The organism is Parendozoicomonas sp. Alg238-R29 (assembly GCF_947331445.1).
Taxonomy (GTDB): domain Bacteria; phylum Pseudomonadota; class Gammaproteobacteria; order Pseudomonadales; family Endozoicomonadaceae; genus Sansalvadorimonas.
In genome coordinates this window covers 1-18,015 of record NZ_CAMZOG010000044.1, presented here as the reverse complement: position 1 = coordinate 18,015, position 18,015 = coordinate 1, and the positions used below count along the sequence as shown (strand labels likewise).

Genomic DNA, 18,015 nt, shown 5'->3' with positions numbered 1-18,015 from the left:
AACTAATAAACTAAGCAGTAACCCACAGAATTTTGGCATCCTCTTCCCCCAGAGAAACCACCGCATGCCCCATAGAGGCATCGTAATAGGCACTGTCTCCCTCTTCTAACTCAGCAGGCTGATAGAACTCGGTATAAAGACAAACACGGCCACTAAGCACCAGCATAAACTCCTCCCCCTCATGACGAACCCAGTCTTGGTAGTCATCAAAAGAACGGGCGCAAATCGTGCTTTTATAAGGAATCATTTTCTTGCCAGATAACTCAGTAGCCAGCAACTCATGCTCATAAGTTGGCGTAGGGTGAAGGCTACCCTTACCATTGCGGGTTATATCTCTTCGCCCGCCTGTTGTCCCTTCACGCTCAGCAGGATTAAATAACTGGGGAATATCAATTCCCAAGCCATTCACCAGCTTGGTGACAGCTGCAAAAGTTGGCGAAATCTGTTCGTTCTCAATCTTGGAAAGCGTTGAACGTGCCAAACCAGTAAGGTGGCTGGCCTCCTCAAGGGTTAGACCTTTCCCAAGGCGAATTTCTTTTACGCGCTTACCCAGCTGTAAGGGCTTAAGGGCGGCACCAGCCGCACTGTGTGCTCTTTTACGCTGAATAAGAACAGCTTCTTTTTCTTTCCTGAGGAAGTGAACTTGTTCGGTCATTTATCCCCCGATAAATACAGGCTGCCATCTACTCTAACACCCGGCTGCTAAAGACTCTATGGAACCACTTTCTGATTTCCACTAATTAACACTCATTTACAAAAAAGTTTCCAATAGGAAACTTTTTTATTGAAGCCTAAAAAAGCTGCTGATAGTCTCTACCAAAAATGAAACTGTATAAACAGCATCCAACACTACTTGGTCTGCTGAGATCGTCGGTAAGAATAAAAAGAGCGGAGAGCTGTATGGGTTTAAGTGTACTGGATCTTTTTAAGGTCGGCCTCGGCCCATCATCATCACATACCGTTGGCCCAATGGTTGCGGGTAACCGTTTTCTGGAAGAGCTGAAAGAGCAGCGTAAGATCCTTCTGACTGCCCGTGTGAAAATTGAGCTTTATGGCTCCCTTGCTTTAACGGGTAAAGGCCACGCTACACACACCGCTGTTATGCAGGGGCTTTCTGGAGAGTCTCCCGACAAAATAGATCCTGATCACGCCGTTGAGCTAGTCAGAGAGATTCGTTCTTCCGAGCATATCCGTCTCGACGGCTTTCATATTATTCCTTTCAAAGAAGAGAACGATCTGTTGTTCCTGATGGAACAGTTTCTCCCCCAGCACCCAAACGGCATGACCATTACCGCATTTGATAATGACGGCATGGTGATCCTTAGAAACAGTTACTTCTCTGTGGGTGGCGGCTTTGTTCTCAGTGAAAACGAAGTCAACGCTCCTGCCACTGAACAGGCGGCAGCCAACATCCCCTACCCGTTCGAAAATGCCAAAGATCTTCTGGAAATTGGTGACAACTACCATCTCAGTATTTCTGAAATCGTGCTTGCCAACGAACTTCATCTGCCTCGCACTCACAACCCGAAAGAAGATCTTCTCCATATTTGGAAGGTCATGAAAGAGTGCATAGACCGGGGTTGTAAAACCACCGGAACCCTACCCGGTGGACTAAACGTCAAACGCCGCGCACACGACATGCACCAAGACCTGATTAATCGTGCGGAATACGACAAAGATCACTTTGAAGTCATGGACTGGGTTAGCCTGTTTGCACTGGCAGTCAATGAAGAAAATGCTGTCGGTAGCCGAGTTGTTACCGCTCCAACTAATGGTGCGGCAGGCGTTATCCCAGCAGTACTGGCTTACTATGTACGCTTTATTAATGGCCGCAGTGAAGACGACATTGTTACTTTCCTGGCAACAGCTGCTGCCATTGGCATGATCTATAAAAAGAATGCATCCATCTCTGCCGCCGAAGTCGGCTGTCAGGGTGAAATTGGTGTGGCCTGCTCCATGGCTGCTGGTGCACTTTGTGCGGTTCTTGGTGGAACCAACAACCAGATCGAAAATGCTGCAGAAATTGGTATGGAACACAATCTCGGCCTGACCTGTGACCCTATTGCCGGGCTGGTACAGGTGCCCTGTATTGAGCGAAACACCATGGGAGCAATCAAAGCAATTAATGCAGCCCGCCTTGCCATGCAGGGTGACGGCAGCCACCGGGTTCATCTGGATGATGTGGTTGAAACCATGCGCCAGACCGGGCTCGACATGCAGAACAAATACAAAGAGACCGCGACCGGTGGTCTGGCTGTGAACGTTGTAGCCTGCTGATCAATAACGAAACTCCGGCGACTGCAACACTAAACAATTAACAAAAACAAACCGCTAAAGAGCGTAGGAAACTGACCATGTCTGCCACTCTGAAATTTGCAAAGTCTCACGAATGGGTTCTGGATAACGGCGACGGCACTGTCACTGTTGGTATTTCCGAGCATGCTACCGAGCTGCTGGGTGACGTTGTATTTGTAGAGCTGCCTGAAGTTGGCGCAACGACTGAAGCTGGTAATGAGTTCTCTCTGGTTGAATCTGTAAAGGCTGCTTCCGACATTTACGCACCTGTTTCCGGTGAAGTCGTTGTTGTAAACGAAGCACTGGAAGATGCGCCAGAAACCATCAACGAATCCCCTCTGGCGGATGGCTGGATTGCCAAGATTAAACTGGCCGACAGTGCAGAACTGGAACAGCTGATGGCTGAAGATGCTTACCTGGCCACCATCGAGGAATAAGCAACAGAAGAACAGTTGCGAAGAAAACAACCTCCAAGAACATGATTTGCTGACCAGCCAGATTCCCGAAGGGGGTCTGACTGGGTGAATGAAAGGAAATAACATGACTGTTGATAAACAGAAACAACATGGACAAGCCTCACTTGCTGAGCTGACCTCCAATGATTCTTTCGCCCTGCGCCATATTGGTCCTGATGCAGCGGCACAACAGGCCATGCTTTCTGAGCTTGGTCTGAACTCTGTAGACGAGCTGATCACCCAGACAGTTCCCGAAAGTATCCATCTGAAAGATTCTTTAGATCTGGCTTCAGGCAAAACTGAACAGCAGGCTCTGGCTTACCTGAAAGAGCTGGCCGATCAGAATATTGTTAACCGGTCATATATCGGTACAGGTTATTACCACACCCAAACCCCGAACGTGATTCTCCGCAATATTCTGGAGAATCCCGGCTGGTACACAGCTTATACGCCTTACCAGCCTGAAATTTCCCAGGGTCGTCTGGAGATGCTGCTGAACTTCCAGCAGATGGTTATGGATTTAACCGGCATGGAGATCGCTAATGCCTCCCTGCTGGACGAAGCGACCGCTGCTGCCGAAGCCATGACTCTGTGCCGCCGTGCTAACCGCAGCAAACATCAGGCTTTCTTTGTTGCTGATGATGTTCATCCGCAAACTATCGACGTTATTAAAACCCGTGCAGATTACCTCGGTATCCCTGTTGTAGTGGGCAATCCAGAAACTGAACTGGATGCCACTGAAGTGTTTGGTGTCCAGTTACAATACCCTGGCACCTACGGCGATATTACCAATATTGAAAAGCTGGTTGCCAAGGCCAAAGCTCAAAAGGCGATGGTCTCTGTCGCAACCGACCTGTTGTCATTGATGCTGCTGAAATCCCCCGGTGAACTGGGTGCCGATGTTGTTCTCGGCAACAGCCAGCGTTTTGGTGTTCCCATGGGCTTTGGCGGCCCGCATGCTGCATTCCTTGGTGCCAGCGAAAAGCTGAAGCGCTCCGTTCCGGGCCGCATCATCGGTGTTTCCGTAGACAGTCGTGGCAATCAGGCTCTGCGTATGGCGATGCAGACCCGTGAGCAGCATATCCGCCGTGAAAAGGCTACCTCCAATATTTGTACTGCACAGGCACTGCTGGCCAATATGGCGGCAGCTTATGCCATCTACCATGGTCCTGATGGACTGAAAACCATTGCTGAGCGCGTACATCGCTCCACCAGCGTTCTGCAACACGCTCTGGCCGGTGCAGGTTTTGAAACCAACGATACTTACTTTGACACTTTGACCGTGAAAGTGGGCGATAAGCAGCATGCTATTTACCAGCGTGCGCTGGACAGCGGCTGCAACCTGCGCCTTATCGGTAGCGACCGCTTGGGTATCAGTTTTGATGAAAGCACAACCCCAGATGATCTTACTGATCTGTTCAGTGCCTTTGCGGGAGAAAATACCGCTTTAAACGCTCACGAGCTGGACGCTGAAATCATCGCAGGTAAAGCAACCGGTATCTCTGATGAACAGCGTCGATCAGATGAGGTTCTGACTCACCCGACCTTCAACAGCTATCACTCTGAAACCGATATGCTGCGCTACCTGAAGCGCCTGGAGAACAAAGACTACTCTCTGACTCATGGTATGATCCCGCTGGGTTCCTGCACCATGAAACTGAACGCCACCGCCCAGATGATTCCAGTTAGCTGGAATGGTTTCGCCAACGTTCACCCATTTGCACCAAAAGATCAGGTTCAAGGTTATGAAACCATGATCAAGGAGCTGGGAGATGCTTTGGTTGAGATAACTGGCTACGACAATATTTCCATGCAGCCCAACTCTGGTGCCCAGGGTGAATATGCCGGCCTGCTGGCTATCCGTAACTATCAGCAGGCGAACGATCAGGAACACCGCAACATCTGCCTGATTCCTTCTTCTGCTCACGGTACTAACCCGGCGTCTGCTGCACTACTGGATATGAAGGTCGTTATCGTAGCCTGCGATGAAGACGGTAACGTAGATGTTGAAGACCTGCGCGCCAAAGCGGAAGAGCATTCAGAAAAGCTGTCTGCCCTGATGGTGACTTACCCATCTACCCACGGTGTGTTTGAAGAACAGATTCGTGAAATCTGCCAGATCATTCACGACAATGGTGGTCAGGTTTACATGGACGGCGCCAACATGAACGCTCAGGTTGGTGTTTCCAAGCCAGGCGAAATCGGTTCTGATGTTTCTCACCTGAATCTGCACAAGACTTTCGCTATTCCTCACGGTGGCGGTGGCCCTGGCATGGGCCCAATTGGTGTAAAAAGCCATCTGGCACCTTACTTACCCAATCACGTTGTAAGCCCTCTGGCTGGTGACAACGAAGGTATTGGTGCTGTTGCGGCTGCTCAACACGGCAGCGCATCTATTCTGCCAATCAGCTGGATGTACTGTGTTCTACTGGGTAAAGAAGGTCTGCGTCAGTCAACTGAGATGGCTATCCTTAATGCTAACTATATGACTGAAAAGCTGTCTGCCCACTATCCGATTCTTTATCGTGGTCGTAACAACAAGGTTGCTCATGAGTGCATCGTCGATATTCGTCCACTCAAAGAAGAGAGCGGTATTTCTGAAGAAGACATTGCCAAGCGCTTGATGGATTACGGTTTCCATGCGCCGACTATGTCTTTCCCTGTGGCTGGCACTCTGATGATTGAACCCACAGAGTCCGAATCCAAAGCAGAGATTGATCGCTTTATCGAAGCCATGATTTCAATCCGTGAAGAGATTGGCAAAGTCGAATCTGGCGAGTGGCCGCTTGAGAACAACCCTCTGGTGAATGCACCACACACTATGGTGGACCTTGCCAGCGCTGAGTGGGAACGCCCATATAGCCGAGAGGAAGCAGTCTTCCCATCCGAGGCTACTCGAGTTTCCAAATACTGGCCAACCGTAAACCGTGTTGACAATGTTTACGGCGACCGTCACTTCATCTGCTCCTGTCCTTCTATTGAAAGTTACCAGGACTAAATCGCGGGAGTGCTGGGCAACAATCGTTTTCAGCTTGCCCAGCCACTATTGAGAGTTAAGGAAATAAATATGTCTGATGTCGATTTGAAAAGAACACCACTTTACGACCTGCACGTTTCCCTTGGCGGCAAGATGGTTCCCTTTGCTGGCTACGAAATGCCCGTGCAGTTTCCTTTAGGTGTAAAGAATGAACATCTGCAAACCCGTGAAAAAGCCGGGCTGTTCGATGTTTCTCACATGGGTCAGGTCCTTCTGAAAGGTGAAGGTGCTGCAGCCATGATGGAATCCCTGGTTCCTGTGGATATTCTCGACCTGCCATCGGGCAAACAGCGCTACGCTCTGTTCACCAATGAAGAAGGCGGCATTCTCGATGACCTGATGGTGACCAACTACTCCTCCGAAGCTGGCGAAGTTCTATACGTTGTTGTCAACGCAGCCTGTAAAGAGCAAGACATTGCCCATATGCAGGCTCACCTGCCTGAAGGTGTAGAGCTGGAACTGTTGGATGATCGTGCTCTGGTTGCTCTACAGGGACCGGCTGCTGGCGAAGTTATGAAGCGTTTCTGCCCAGAAACGGCTGATATGGTATTTATGGATTCCCGTCATCTCAGCGTGGAAGGCATTGACTGCTTTGTAAGCCGTTCTGGTTACACCGGTGAAGATGGTTTCGAGATTTCTATTCCTGCTGCTGATGCTGAGCGCCTGTGCAAAATGTTCCTCGATCAGCCAGAAGTAGACGCTATTGGCCTGGGCGCCCGTGACTCCCTGCGTCTTGAGTCCGGTCTTTGCCTGTACGGCAATGATATCACCACCGAAACCACACCAATCGAAGCCAGCCTGATCTGGGCGATCAGCAAGATTCGTCGTAATGGCGGTGATCGCGCTGCGGGCTTCCCTGGTGCTGAAAAGATTCTTGGCCAGATTGAAACCAAAGAGTTTGCTACCAAACGTATTGGCTTGCTGGGTTCCAGCCGTGCACCGGTACGTGAAGGTACCGCTTTGGTGAACGAAGCTGGCGAGGTTATTGGCAAGGTAACATCTGGCAGCTTCGGCCCAACAATCAACGCTCCTGTTGCCATGGCTTATGTTGACAAAGCATACGCCGTTCTTGATACCGAAGTATTTGCTCTGGTTCGTGGTAAGACACTACCTATGACCGTTAGTCGCATGCCATTTATTGAGCAGCGCTACTACAGAGGTTAAAAGTCTCAGTTGTAAACGCTGTTTTTGTATTGGGCTAACGAGTCAGCGCTCTTTTGAACTATGCAGGCAAAAGAGCGCCATTTAGCCCTGTTTATGTCCTGGTAATTTAGGACAAGGGGAGCCTGTATGTGCTGCACTGGTGACCTCAAATCGTGTCGGTTTGATTCCATTGGCAGGCTCCCTGTTTTTTCACAGCCACGTTTTCCTACAGCAATAGTAAAAATACTGATTTCCCGGGTTCCGGTCGGTCATGTTCTGACTGCACTCCCCCTCGCAAGGCCGGAGCCCATTTTATTTTTCAAAAGTCGTAAAAAACCAGAATTATTAAGAGAGTGGTTTTATGTCTTCTGCAGCCAAACACTTTATCCTGACAGCTTCCTGCCCTAGCGCTTTGGGAACTGTCGATGCTGTAACCCGTACTCTGGTAGAACATGATTGCTATATCGATGATATGGCCAGCTTCGATGATACCTCCAACGATATGTTCTTTATTCGGGTTCAATTCCGTTGCACGTCAGATGACAACTGCCTGCAGGGCTTCCGTGCCGCTATGGCCGACAGAGCCAAAAACTTTGATATGAACTGGGACATTCATAACAGTGATGAACGCATCAAAGTCACTATCATGGTGTCCAAATACGATCACTGCCTCAATGACCTACTGTACCGCTGGCGCACAAACCAACTGAAGATTGATATCAAAGGTATTGTCTCCAACCACCCGGATCTTGAACAACTGGCCTACTGGCATAACCTGCCTTACTACCACTTGCCGGTGACCAAAGAAAACAAGCGGGAGCAGGAAAAGAAACTGCTGGAAATTATGGAGAAGGACGGCAGTGAGCTGCTGATTCTTGCCCGCTACATGCAAATTCTGACTGAAGAAATGTGTTCTGATGTTCATGGCAAAGCCATCAATATTCATCATTCTTTGCTGCCTGGCTTTAAGGGTGCCCGCCCATACCAGCGCGCATTTGAACACGGCGTAAAACTTGTCGGAGCCACGGCTCACTACGTAACCAGCGACCTTGATGAAGGCCCGATTATTACCCAGCAGGTAGCTGTTGTTGATCACAGTCACAGTACAGAAGATTTAACCATTAAAGGCAGAGATACCGAGAGCCAAACTCTGGCTGAAGCTGTTCGTCTGCATAGTGAACACCGGGTATTTATTAATGGTCAGCGCACCATCATTCTGCGATAAAATGTCAGCACAAAAAAAGGCCCGGGGTCAACCCGGGCTAATAATCTCAAGGGAGAGCGTTACACAGCAGAGAAATCAGAATGAGTAGTTCAGGCCCAGCTTCCAGCTGCTCAGATCCAGTTCGTTTTCGTTAATCTTTCCGGCCACAGCCACTTCAGGAATGGGATCAAAATCCACATCATTAATCTGGGAGTATTCACCTATCAGAGACAGGTTTTTGTTGATGCTATAAGCAAAACCAAAACCAAAATTAAAAGCCGTTTCTTTTTCTGTTGCTGTTCTTACCGGTGGAGCGAAGGGGTAAGAGTTGCGTAAATCAAAATCCAGACGGGTTGCACCTGCAAAACCATACACAGCAACTTTTGGAGTAATATCAATTCCAGCTAACAGCCTGGCACCATAAGTAGACTCTAAAGAGACTTCGGTACGCAGCAGATTATTCAGGTTTGTAGTTTTTACATCTTCCTTGGTATAGAAAGCCTCAGCGCCAAGAAAAACATCCTCAGCAACATGTAACTTATAACCAATACCTACACCAAAGCCGACATCCGTTTCATCACTCTTGCTAGTAATGCTTGGAGTTGTATTGGTTCCAGTATCACGCTCTAAGCTGTGCTCCAGAGTGTTGTTATTTACAAAACCGGATACATAAAAACCATCTGCTGCAGAAGCCTGTCCTGCAACGGCCAGAGCTAAAGGAAGAGCTGTAACCAGAGTGAGTGCTTTCATTTTCATTAATGGAGTCCTTGTGATTTTTGGCAAGAGTTCTCACAACGTTTTATGAACGCCGATGAACATCAACTCTGGTTAATCACCCTAAAGGCCAAATCTCACAGAAAAATCACGAAATATTTTTGTTTTCATCACAAAGAAAAAATGTGTTCGTGATAGCTGAATCTATATTCATGAACCTCACGTATATCCAAGAAGGTTCATCCAAAACCTGAGAGATATGAATAATAAAAACATTCTGATTGTCGAAGATCAGCAGGACATAGCGAATCTGCTCTCACTGCATTTGAGTGATATGGGTGCGAGGGTGACTCACATTGCCAATGGCAACAAAGCACTAAGCGCCCTCAACAACACGGCATGGGATTTAATCGTTCTCGATATAGAACTCCCGGGAGCAAGCGGTTTAAGAATATGTCGTCAATTAAGAGAGCACGATAATTACATACCGGTCATTCTCCTGACATCCCGCATAACAGAAACTGATCGTATTCTTGGTCTGGATGCCGGTGCCGACGACTATATTTCCAAGCCATTCAGTGTTCTCGAGTTAATTGCCCGAATAAAAGCCCTGTTTCGAAGAGTTGAAGCTGTATGCCCTGTAAACATACGTGAGGAATCGCAACTTAACTTTGGTGAGCTGTCTATTGATCACAACCGGCATGAAGTTTCCATTCAGGGCCAAAGAGTGGAACTCACTGCCCGGGAGTTCAGCCTGCTCAAGCATTTTGCCCAACACCCCGGGCAGGTCTTCAGCAGAAGCGAGCTGCTGAACAAAGTCTGGGGTTATGGATATGAAGGGTATGAACACACGGTTAACTCTCACATAAACCGACTGCGAGCCAAGCTAAACAATATTGCCGGCCAAGCTGAATATATCGTGACTGTTTGGGGTGTTGGTTACAAACTTGAGCAGCCTACAGGTCGCACACCGACCAATAAGTCAGTAGCTCCGGTGTCACTTGCAGCAAAGTGTTCTCCTTGCTGAGTTCATTGCGTGCCAGGCTGCTGTTTCTTCTCTGTGCCTTGATGGTGATTGTTGGAGTGTTAGCTGTTGTCATTGGACAAAAAAGTATGCAGCTGTACTTCGAGGAGCAGACTCAGCTAAAAAATCGCAGCATCGCTATGTATGTGACGCAGGAATACAAGCTGTTTGCGGACACTATCAACAACGGTCATATCATCAACATTCTGGCCAGACAAGCGATGATCATTAATCCCATAGCTGAAGTCTATCTTCTTAACCCGCAAGGTACAGTGATTTCCCATCCGTTTCCTGCAAACACTTTGCAAACAGACCAAGTTGACCTGAAACCTATTCAGGAGTTTCTTGATGGGAGTACAAACTTTCCTCTCAGAAGCACCGACCCTAAACAACCTGGCAGTGATGTTATTTTTTCAGCTTCCGAAGTCATTCAAGATGCGCAACTGAAAGGCTATTTCTATGTTGTGCTCAATGCTTCCGGCTCATCGAGCCTATTCACTCCCCTCAGTCACATCGGGAAGATTTCTCTACTGTCACTCAGCATTGTATTTATCCTGTCACTGGTCGCTGGAGGACTGATTATCAGGCGACTGTCAGCAAGACTGGAAAGCCTTAGCAATACCATGTGTAACTTTTCCCATCAGGAATTGATGCCAGAAGAGCCAACAGCCTGCGATAAGAAAACAGTAACGGGTGATGAAATTGATAAATTATCTGCGATTTTTTCAGGAATGGCAGAGCGTATTCGGGAACAGATTCAACTGCTCACAGAATCTGACCAACGACGCAGAGAGCTAGTCTCTAATATTTCCCACGATCTGCGCACACCACTTGTGTCAGTGCAGGGCTATTTGGAAACGCTGGTTTTAAAGAATCATTCACTGAGTCAGGAGCAGCGTCTCGCATATCTGTTAACAGCCGAAAAAGGCGCGCGAAGATTGTCCCAACTGATTTCTGATTTATTTGAACTATCCAAACTGGAAGCATTCGATGGACAAATCAAAAAGGAAATTTTCTCGTTAACAGAGCTGATCTATGACACTGCGCAGGAGTGCCAACCTGAGGCAGATAAAAAATCCATCCAGCTTGTGATTAAGTGCCCTACTAACAACATTCAGGCTAATGCAGATATCAGCCTTATACAGCGGGTTTTTGAAAACCTGATCGGCAACGCTATTCAGCACACACCACGCCATGGCCAGATAACGATCACACTTGCGCCCCCCACAAACCAATCAATCAGAATTACGATTGATGATACAGGCCCAGGCATCAATGATGAAGACCTTCCCTTTGTGTTCGAGCGTTACTATCAATCACCTTCTCAATCCGGTGAATTCACTTCGTCTACCGGCTTAGGGTTGGCCATTGTCAAACAGGCACTGGCTCTACACCAAAGTGAGATTCAAGTGTGCAACAAAGCTCATAGTGGTGCTCAATTTACCTTCCACCTTTTATCCCAATGAAAATGTCAGTTTCATAAAATCAAAACCCCTGCGAACAATTTTTCCGCCAAACCCACACAATACGACACACCTCGTTTAATATAACCCCACTTGCATCGCAGGTGGCTTCAATGGTGCATGGATGCGCAGTACAACAAACCAACAAAAGATAATAACGCTAAATGAAAAGAAGAAACTTTCTTCAGGCTCTTGGTGTGAGTCTGGTGACACCTTTTACCGTTCTTCCCGGAACAGGCTCTCAGGCTCTGGCCAGCTTTATCAGTAGTAACCGAGCCCCTCAGGAAGTCTTTGGCTTGTCTGTAGCGTCTGGTGACCCTTCTGCCACTGGCGTAATTCTCTGGACACGTATCAATCCAGACCAATACAACAGCTTTGAACCTCTCTACTTTGAAGTGGCACTGGATGAACAGTTTGGCGCTATTGTTGTTCAGGGGCAGGTTGAACCAAAAGACTTTGATGCTTTACGAGATTACACCGTCAACCTTGATCTGGATGGTCGCCTGGAAAGTGGTCGTCGTTATTACTACCGCTTTATTTATCGAGGTGTCGGCAGTCGTACCGGCCGCTGTAAAACGCTTCCCAGTGAAAACACAAGAGTGGACCAACTCAAATTCGCAGTCCTCACCTGTCAGGATTACACCACCGGTTATTACAATGCTTTTGAGCGTCTGGCTGAAGAGGATCTCGACTTTGTTGTGCACCTTGGCGACTTCATTTATGAGTACGCAGCCTACGAAGGTATGGAAAACCATGTGCGCCCGATTCCACTGCCAAGCGGTGAAGAAGTTGCTGTTAATCTGGAAGATTATCGCCACCTTTACCGCACCTACCGCAGCGATCCGGCACTACAGCGCGCCATGGAAGCCCATAGCTGGGTACTGACCTGGGATGATCACGAAATTGTTGATAATGCTTACTGGGATTACGAAAACGACACCCTCAGCGCGCCTAAACATCCAATTATGAAAAACGGTGGCAGTGCCGCCGATATGCGTCAGCTCAAACTGGATTCCCAAAAAGCCTGGATCGAATATATCCCTGCACGCCTGGACGTAAACGAAAACACTACCCACCCACACGAGCAGGTTTCCATTTATCGCAGCTTCAAAGCCGGTGACCTTTTGGAGATGTTTATCTCTGACAGTCGCACCTACCGGACGGAACAACCCTGCTCTGATGAAGGTGAATCCTGGCCAGAATGTCGTGAGCAGCAGGATGTTGAACAATCCATGCTTGGCCAGAGTCAAAAGCAGTGGATTGTTGATGGTATTACCAACTCCGATGCCAAGTGGAAGTTCTGGGGCAACCAGACCATGATGGCTCAGCTGGCCATTACCATTGCCGGTCGTCGTTTAGGCTACCTGAATCTGGATGCCTGGGATGGTTATCAGGCCGAGCGCACCGACATAATGAAAGCCATTAAAGGTGCCAACGTTGATAACTTTGTAGTGATTACCGGTGATTATCACACGTCTCTGGCTTCTTACCTGAAGGTAGACTACCGCAAGATTAGCAACTGGGATTATGACAATCTGGTGGGTGCTGAGTTCATGACGCCTTCTGTCACCTCTCCCAACCCGGAAGATTACGCCAACAGCGCATTAAATACCGATGGTCTGAAGCTGGATAAAGCCATGGCAGCGGCTTTAAAGCTCAATAACCCTCATATCAAGCATATGTCTACAGACATTTACGGCTATGCCGTGGTTGAGCTGGATCAGGATGATATGTACTGGAACGTCTATGAAATAGATAAATACGCCTACAACCCCAATGCAGAAAAGAAGCTGCATCGTCGTTACAAGTACGACCCATACTGGGTGAACATCAAGCGCAAAGAATGATTCCCCTATCTCTGAAAGTACCGACCAGCCTTCCAGGAAGGCTGGTCTTTTTACCAGACGTTCAACTCGCTTTACGAATATCAGAAAAACCTTCGATCCATTCCACCAGCACATTAACACATTCCTGCCCGGCATCTTCCGAGGAAAAGTGCGATGTATTTTCAACCGTATACAAAAGAGTTAACCAGAACTTCTGTATACTTTATTGATGCTTTGTGTGGGAGGGCGTATGAAAATACTGATAATTGGTGGTTCGGGTGGAATCGGCCTCTCCATTGTTGAAAAGTGTCTTCAACACTATTCCGCTGCAAATGTCATAGCGACTTATAATTCCACTTCTCCCGAATTAGAACACCCGAGACTTCGCTGGATCAGGCTTGATGTCACTCATGAAGAAAGCATAAAAAAGCTACCAGATGAACTGGGCTCTATAGATATCCTTATTAATGCTGTTGGCCTTCTCCACACCATCGACCACAAGCCCGAAAAAAGCATCAAGCAATTCGATGTCGACTTCTATAAATTAAATCTGCACCTGAACGCCATACCCAGCATTCTCCTGGCGAAGCATTTTGAGATGTCCCTTCGCTCAAAAAATAATACTTATTACATAGTGCTATCAGCAAAAGTAGGAAGTATCAGTGACAACGAGCTGGGAGGGTGGATCAGTTATCGCTCCTCAAAGGCCGCCCTGAATATGGCAATAAAAACGATCAGCATTGAATGGAAGCAGAAACTGCCTAATTGCTGTGTCCTGTTATTCCACCCTGGAACAACTGATACTCAGCTATCAAGCCCCTTTCAGGCAAGACTTCCGGAAGGTCAATTGCACTCTCCAGAAGTGACCGCCACCGCATTATTAAACATCATTAACAATTCTACTCCCCATGATTCCGGGAAATTTATCAGTTTTGATGGCTCTGAAATTGTGTGGTGAGCTTTCGCTGCAGATAAGCAAGTTCAGTTAAAACAAACCCTGCCTTTCAATTTTTACGCAGCCCGGAACTGCAACTCTGCCAGCCGTCGATACAAAGGCGAACTGGCTAACAGTTGATCGTGGGTCCCTACAGCTATAATCCGACCACGATCCATCACTACAATCCGGTCAACATGGGCAATTGTTGCCAAACGATGGGCAATAATAAATGTGGTGCGCCCCTCCATTAGCTGATCCAGTGCCTGCTGAACTTTGTGTTCGCTATCGGCATCCAGTGCACTGGTAGCTTCGTCCAGTAACAGGATTTTAGGGTCACGCAGCAGTGCTCGCGCAATGGCCAACCTTTGTCTCTGACCACCAGAAATTTTCACCCCCTGCTCACCAAGGAAGCTATTATAACCATCAGGCATCTGTTGAATAAATTCCTCAGCGTGAGCGGCAATAGCTGCGGCTTCTATCTCTTCATCTGTCGCATCGGGGGCACCGTAGCGAAGGTTGTCCCGAATGCTGGCACTGAAAAGTACGGGTTGTTGGGGAACCAGTGCAAACTGCTGACGCAACTGTTCCAAAGACAGATCTTTCAGTGGTGTACCATCCAGAAGTACACAGCCAGAGTCCGGATCACGAAAACGCAACAACAGTTCAAACAATGTTGATTTACCAGCACCGGAAGGGCCGACCAAGGCAATACGCTCTCCAGCTTCCACCTGTAGATTCACATTGTCCAGTGCCGGAACATCGGGCCGGGAGGGATAACGGAAAGAAAGATCATCAAGCCGAATACGACCTTCAACTCCAGGAAGGGTTTGAGGATTAGCTTTCGAAGAAATCTCTGGTTCAGTGGCCATCAATTCCCGCAAACGATCTGCAGCACCGGCCGCTCTTTGTAGTTCGCCATACACTTCAGTGACTGCAGCCAGGGAACCTGCCACCATAATGGCGTAGAACACAAAAGCTGCCAGATCACCGCCAGACAATGTTCCTTCCAGAACATCCATACCGCCGATATAAAGCATACCTCCCACTGCGCCAAGCACCAGCAGCATAACCAGAGCAATTAATAAGGCTCGCTGGCGTATTCGGCGAAGCGCTACCTGAAACGCACCTTCAACAGAACCGTTAAAACGTTCAACAACCCGTTGTTCGCCATTAAAAGCCTGCACAATTTTTATGTGCTGAAGGCTTTCACCGGCCCAAGCTCCAACATCCGCCACTTTATCCTGGCTGTCGCGGGACAACTTGCGAACTTGGCGACCAAAAAACAGCAGTGGAAAAATGACCAGAGGAACGGCCGTTAAAACGATCAGGCTGAGTTTGGGATTACTAATCACCATCAACGCAAAAGCACCAAAGAAAATCAGCACATTTCGCAACGCAAAGGAAACCGAAGAGCCGATAACCGATTGAAGGAGTGTGGTATCTGTTGTTACCCGGCTTTGAATTTCACCGGAAAGGTTTTCTTCAAAAAACGAAGGCTGCAGAGTAACCAAATGGCTATAGAGTTTGCGCCGGATATCAGCAACCACTCGCTCCCCCAACCAGGACACCAGATAGAACCGGCAGTAAGCGCCAATGCTCATAGCGAAGACCAGTATAAGGAAAAACAACAACGCCTGCTTTAAACCTTCGGTGGAGCCTTTAACAAAGCCCAGATCTACCATCAGACGAACGCCCTGCCCCAAAGCCAGAGTAACGCCCGCAGTAAACACCAGTGCAATTAACGCACCGGTCATCTGCAACTTGTAAGGCCTTAGCCACTGCCAGATCCAATTGAGCATTCTATTATTCTTCCTGTAAACCTTAAACTCAACGAATAGTCTATATCGGGGCAGCTCAAGTTATATTCAATGCTATGTACATCATTGTTAGACACCCAATCTTTTCTTCACCTGATAGGGAGCCTAAGGGGCGTTCACAATTAGCCCTAATCCAATAGCTCCCTAACACTTAGGTTGGTGAGTTGCGTTTCTGACCCACTTACTATTTTCCCCTCAGAAAATATCAGAGCACTTCTCAATGAAAAATACCCATTACCTGCAATAGCCAAAGATACAATGGCTCATCAGCAGATGACTATTCTGATGAAGAGCTGCCTCCCCAAGCCTCAGGGAAAACCTCATCAAAGCGCGTGAAAGTCACCCAGCCCGGCTCACCTTTGCTATCTGCGTCTATGCCCCCATATACAAGCAGTTCAACCACACCGTTGCCACCTCAAAATGCTCAACCGTGTCTAGCATCTTTCATTAGCCTATTCAAATTAGATCCAGCACTCGTCAGCCCTCACAGGTACGAAAACGACCTACACTGACTGAAAGTCACTCAATCTATGCTTCATTTTCATTCGGCATCAACACTTTTAAAGTGTTTATCAATGATTCTGCCAGGCTATAGCCTGCTTCCCGATCCATACATAATCGGCAACAAGCTCAAAGAGATTTTCAGGTTCGAACAACCAGAATCAAAGTCAGCTGGTGGCTACGGATTTCAACATTTCTACAAGTGCCACAAGGAAGAAACCTCAGACGACGATGAACCCTGCACCCTGCACCTATGAAGTTCCCGATTACCTCATTCAGGAAGAGATAAAGAGACGAAACACAGTCGCTACAATGAGCTGGGAAGAGCGCTATAGATACTTTATCGGGGGTGCGGAACCAAGCCCCTTACCCACTGAGCGCCCGCTGCCAAAGCCCGCAAAATCTCTCTTTCAATAAACTTTTCCTACGTTAATAGCCGTATCAAATGCGTCAATTTTGCTAACAGCCTGCAACACCAACACGTGCTGCGACTCTAAATCAGCCTCTGCTTACAATCCTGATGGAGTATTTTATGGATAGTGTAATGATTCAAGCTGCTGACAATTCCCACCATTTCTTTCCTGACGGTTCATCAGAGAAAGGGGATCAAACCTGTGGAATATGGCCAATTAAAGGCAAGCGCTTCATAACCAAAATTGATGATGTCTTTGATACAGAAACACTAAAGAAGGTGACTAACGACATCACGGATATGAGAAGCGCACCCAACAGCAAACGATATACAAACGTTGTGCGAATTCCCTTGGTTGGAGCATTCAGTAACTTTCCTACTTACAACCTGGTTACACCGGTTACACAGTTTGGAGAGGACGGAAAAATCGCAAATAAAGACAATCTCATAGAATGGTTAAAAGAGAAAAAAGCATCTGCAACAGTGGTAGATTTCACCTTTTCAAGTATCGAAAAAATGGCCTCACTCGGAGGCTGGTCAAATACAACAGTCCCTGTTGCGGCTTTCTTCATTCGGTATGAGCTCAAGACTGATGCTACTCAACTTTCGAATTTCCCATGGCATAGAGATATTAACAGTCTCAGCATGACGTCTGTCATAACCCCCTGTCATCAAGAGCATGGTAGTTTTGCCGGAGGAGAACTCTTTTTTGCAGAAAGAACGCCAGACTACAACGAATATAACCGTCATGACGGTGGAGTAAACACCGTGCTGAGTCACACTATTAAAAAGTTCACTTATCCCTATGGAGGTTGCCTTTTCTTTGAAAACCTATGGTCACAACATAAAGTGAATGACATAGAAATGGTATCTGGCCATAACTGCGAACGGACTCTGTTTTCTATCTTTGCAAACCCAAACCCAGATCAACTGGAATCATTTATAAGCAAAAATAGGAATCTGGCGACTGACGCACCTCCACCAGAAGATAGGGCTTGTTTAATTGTTTAGGGCAGAGGTAAAGCAGGGCGATTGCATCAATCTAGTACGATAGAGCAAAGAAGCATTTCCAAATGCTCATGGTTCCAGCCTGCTATTTTCCGGTGCCTCTTAATGCTTTTATTGCCTTTGTTTTTCTTGATCGTATTCAATGCTATACGCCTGAGAATCGATAGGTTCTCAGCACT

General features: G+C 47.5%; 13 protein-coding genes. 10 read left to right on the top strand and 3 right to left on the bottom strand.

The window, feature by feature from the left end; translation table 11 throughout:
- Positions 1 to 10: 10 nt before the first annotated feature.
- The gene (locus tag QMA35_RS12240) at positions 11 to 655 is read right to left on the bottom strand and encodes an XRE family transcriptional regulator (protein WP_281647436.1); all 645 of its coding nucleotides are present in this window, start codon (positions 653 to 655) and stop codon (positions 11 to 13) included.
- A 245-nt stretch (positions 656 to 900) separates the two neighbouring features.
- Between QMA35_RS12240 and QMA35_RS12235 the strand changes: the two genes are divergently transcribed.
- The 5 genes from QMA35_RS12235 (at position 901) to purU (ending at position 8,155) form a co-directional block, all read left to right on the top strand.
- Entirely contained in the window at positions 901 to 2,277 is a 1,377-nt protein-coding gene (locus QMA35_RS12235) for an L-serine ammonia-lyase (RefSeq protein ID WP_281647435.1), read from the top strand.
- A 77-nt stretch (positions 2,278 to 2,354) separates the two neighbouring features.
- Positions 2,355 to 2,732, top strand: coding sequence for a glycine cleavage system protein GcvH (gene gcvH / locus QMA35_RS12230; protein ID WP_281647434.1), 378 nt, complete (start codon positions 2,355 to 2,357; stop codon positions 2,730 to 2,732).
- 103 nt (positions 2,733 to 2,835) lie between these two features.
- A complete protein-coding gene (gene gcvP / locus QMA35_RS12225; RefSeq protein WP_281647433.1) occupies positions 2,836 to 5,748 on the top strand; it encodes an aminomethyl-transferring glycine dehydrogenase in 2,913 nt (970 codons plus the stop codon).
- Positions 5,749 to 5,817: 69 nt separating this feature from the next.
- A complete protein-coding gene (gcvT, locus tag QMA35_RS12220) occupies positions 5,818 to 6,951 on the top strand; it encodes a glycine cleavage system aminomethyltransferase GcvT (protein WP_281647432.1) in 1,134 nt (377 codons plus the stop codon).
- Between the two features lie 340 nt (positions 6,952 to 7,291).
- Positions 7,292 to 8,155, top strand: coding sequence for a formyltetrahydrofolate deformylase (gene purU, locus QMA35_RS12215; RefSeq protein ID WP_281647431.1), 864 nt, complete (start codon positions 7,292 to 7,294; stop codon positions 8,153 to 8,155).
- Between the two features lie 75 nt (positions 8,156 to 8,230).
- On the opposite strand, the gene QMA35_RS12210 is transcribed toward purU, so the two are convergent.
- Entirely contained in the window at positions 8,231 to 8,890 is a 660-nt protein-coding gene (locus QMA35_RS12210) for a porin family protein (RefSeq protein ID WP_281647430.1), read from the bottom strand.
- Positions 8,891 to 9,107: 217 nt separating this feature from the next.
- On the opposite strand from QMA35_RS12210, the gene QMA35_RS12205 reads away from it, so the two are divergent.
- From QMA35_RS12205 to QMA35_RS12190, 4 genes are all read left to right on the top strand, one after another.
- Complete coding sequence (locus QMA35_RS12205; RefSeq protein ID WP_281647429.1) at positions 9,108 to 9,875, top strand: response regulator transcription factor; 768 nt, start codon at positions 9,108 to 9,110, stop codon at positions 9,873 to 9,875.
- Entirely contained in the window at positions 9,869 to 11,338 is a 1,470-nt protein-coding gene (locus QMA35_RS12200) for a HAMP domain-containing sensor histidine kinase (RefSeq protein ID WP_281647428.1), read from the top strand. The genes QMA35_RS12205 and QMA35_RS12200 overlap by 7 nt, the downstream gene beginning before the upstream one ends.
- Before the next feature lie 161 nt (positions 11,339 to 11,499).
- Positions 11,500 to 13,182, top strand: coding sequence for an alkaline phosphatase D family protein (locus QMA35_RS12195; protein WP_281647427.1), 1,683 nt, complete (start codon positions 11,500 to 11,502; stop codon positions 13,180 to 13,182).
- 229 nt (positions 13,183 to 13,411) lie between these two features.
- Entirely contained in the window at positions 13,412 to 14,119 is a 708-nt protein-coding gene (locus QMA35_RS12190) for an SDR family NAD(P)-dependent oxidoreductase (protein WP_281647426.1), read from the top strand.
- Between the two features lie 53 nt (positions 14,120 to 14,172).
- Here QMA35_RS12190 and QMA35_RS12185 read toward each other — a convergent pair whose 3' ends face one another.
- On the bottom strand, positions 14,173 to 15,897 hold the full coding sequence (locus QMA35_RS12185; RefSeq protein WP_281647425.1) for an ABC transporter transmembrane domain-containing protein: 1,725 nt from the start codon (positions 15,895 to 15,897) through the stop codon (positions 14,173 to 14,175).
- Between the two features lie 1,051 nt (positions 15,898 to 16,948).
- Between QMA35_RS12185 and QMA35_RS12180 the strand changes: the two genes are divergently transcribed.
- The gene (locus QMA35_RS12180; protein WP_281647424.1) at positions 16,949 to 17,839 is read left to right on the top strand and encodes a hypothetical protein; all 891 of its coding nucleotides are present in this window, start codon (positions 16,949 to 16,951) and stop codon (positions 17,837 to 17,839) included.
- Positions 17,840 to 18,015 lie beyond the last annotated feature (176 nt).